This window comes from Streptomyces sp. NPDC050619, from assembly GCF_040654815.1.
Taxonomy (GTDB): domain Bacteria; phylum Actinomycetota; class Actinomycetes; order Streptomycetales; family Streptomycetaceae; genus Streptomyces.
In genome coordinates this window covers 1-1,682 of the sequence record NZ_JBFAIR010000129.1, presented here as the reverse complement: position 1 = coordinate 1,682, position 1,682 = coordinate 1, and the positions used below count along the sequence as shown (strand labels likewise).

Genomic DNA, 1,682 nt, shown 5'->3' with positions numbered 1-1,682 from the left:
GGCACTCAATGCCGTTGCTTGAGGATGGCAAGCAGTTCCCCGTGACGCCGGGGCAGTGCGGTCGTTGGACCCGGTATGCATCCGTGGGTGGGGTTATCCGATCATGTGCGACTGGGGGCGGTGACCCGGTGGGTGACTCCGGAGCTCATCGCTGCGGCGCTGGACAAGTGCGGGGTCCGGGACAAGAAGCCCGGCGCACTGCCGGCCGGGTTCATGGTCTACTTCACCCTCGCCCTGGCCTTGTTTCAGCAGGACTCCTACGACGACGTGGCCGAGCAACTGGTCGGCGGTATCCCTGAGTTGAGTGGGAGCATCCCGAACAAGTCCTCGTTCACGCGGGCCCGGCGGCGGCTGGGGCCGCAGGTTCTGGAGACGGTGTTCCGCGAGCTGGCGGGCCCGTTGGCCCCGGCTGGCCTGGAAGGCTCGTTCTACCAGGGGATGCGTCTGGCGGCGGTGGACGGCTTCGTCCTGGACGCGCCGGAGACAGAGGCGAACCGGCGCCAGCTCGGCGGCATGAAGGACGCGCGCGGTCAGGATGCCGGGTTCCCCCAGGTGAGAGTGGTGACGCTGACCGAGACCGGAACCCATGCGCAGATCGACGCCGCGGTGGGCGGGCACTGCCACGGCGAGCCGGAACTCGCGATCCGGCTCGCCGCATCGGCCGACGGCATGCTTGTCATCATGGACCGGGGCTTCCCCGGGGTGGCGCTGTGGCGTGCCTACACCGACGCGGGCGCCCACCTGCTGATCCGGGCGCGCTCATGCGTGGCCGCCCGGCCGATCGAGTACCTGAGCGACGGGACGTATCTGGCCAGGATGAACCTGGCCGGGCAGAAGCGGGCGGCACCCGGCCACGTCGTGCTGCGCGTGGTGGAGTACCGAGTTGACGGCGGCGAGGTGATCCGGCTCCTGACCGACCTGCTCGACCCCGGGCAATACCCGGCGGCCGAACTCGCAGCCCTGTATAGCGACAGGTGGGAAGCGGAATCCTCATATCGCCAGGTCAAGACCTTCCAGCGCGGCCCGCAACAGGTTCTGCGCTCGGCAGACCCGGACCTGGCGTTCCAGGAGGCCTGGGCGCATCTGGTGGTCCACCACTGCCTGATCCGGATCATCGTGGAGTTGGCCGACGGCGGGAACATCGACCCGGACCGGGTCTCCTTCCTCAAGGTGCTCAAGCACGTGCGCCGCAGCGTGACGAGCCAGACCGCGAACACCGCGGCGAAGATCGGCAAGTTCATGGCCATGCTCGCCTCGAAACTCCGTCGGAAGCTCGACAGCGGACCCCGACGCAGACGCGAGACCGACCGCCACATCAAGCGCCCCGACTCCAAGTACTCGTTCCGCGCAAAAGGCCAGGTCCGTCAGCCCACCCGCAAGACCACGGCGAAGGTCATCACCTTGCACCCGGCAGTACTTCACTGACTCAAGCAACGGCATTGCGGGGGCGGGGCAGGATGGGGCCCGGGGCGGAGCCCCGCGGCGGTGACCACTCAGCCGACCGAGTCGGGCGGGTGGGTGGGCAGAAAACGGAAGGACACAGCCACTGTGCCAGAGGGCCACACGATCCACCGCCTCGCACAGGACTACGCGAGCCACTTCAAGGGCACGCCCACGCACGTGACCAGCCCCCAGGGCAAGTTCTCCGACGCCGCCGCCCTCCTCACCGGAGCACACCTCAC

The 1,682-nt window shown here is 68.5% G+C and carries 1 protein-coding gene and 1 pseudogene; both read left to right on the top strand.

Annotation, left to right across the window (positions count from 1 at the left end; translation table 11 throughout):
• Positions 1-87 precede the first annotated feature (87 nt).
• Positions 88-1,425, top strand: a complete 1,338-nt coding sequence (locus AB0I77_RS53435; RefSeq protein WP_363290311.1) for an IS4 family transposase — start codon at positions 88-90, stop codon at positions 1,423-1,425.
• 123 nt (positions 1,426-1,548) lie between these two features.
• A pseudogene (locus AB0I77_RS53430) lies at positions 1,549-1,682 on the top strand (Fpg/Nei family DNA glycosylase); the annotation flags it as partial.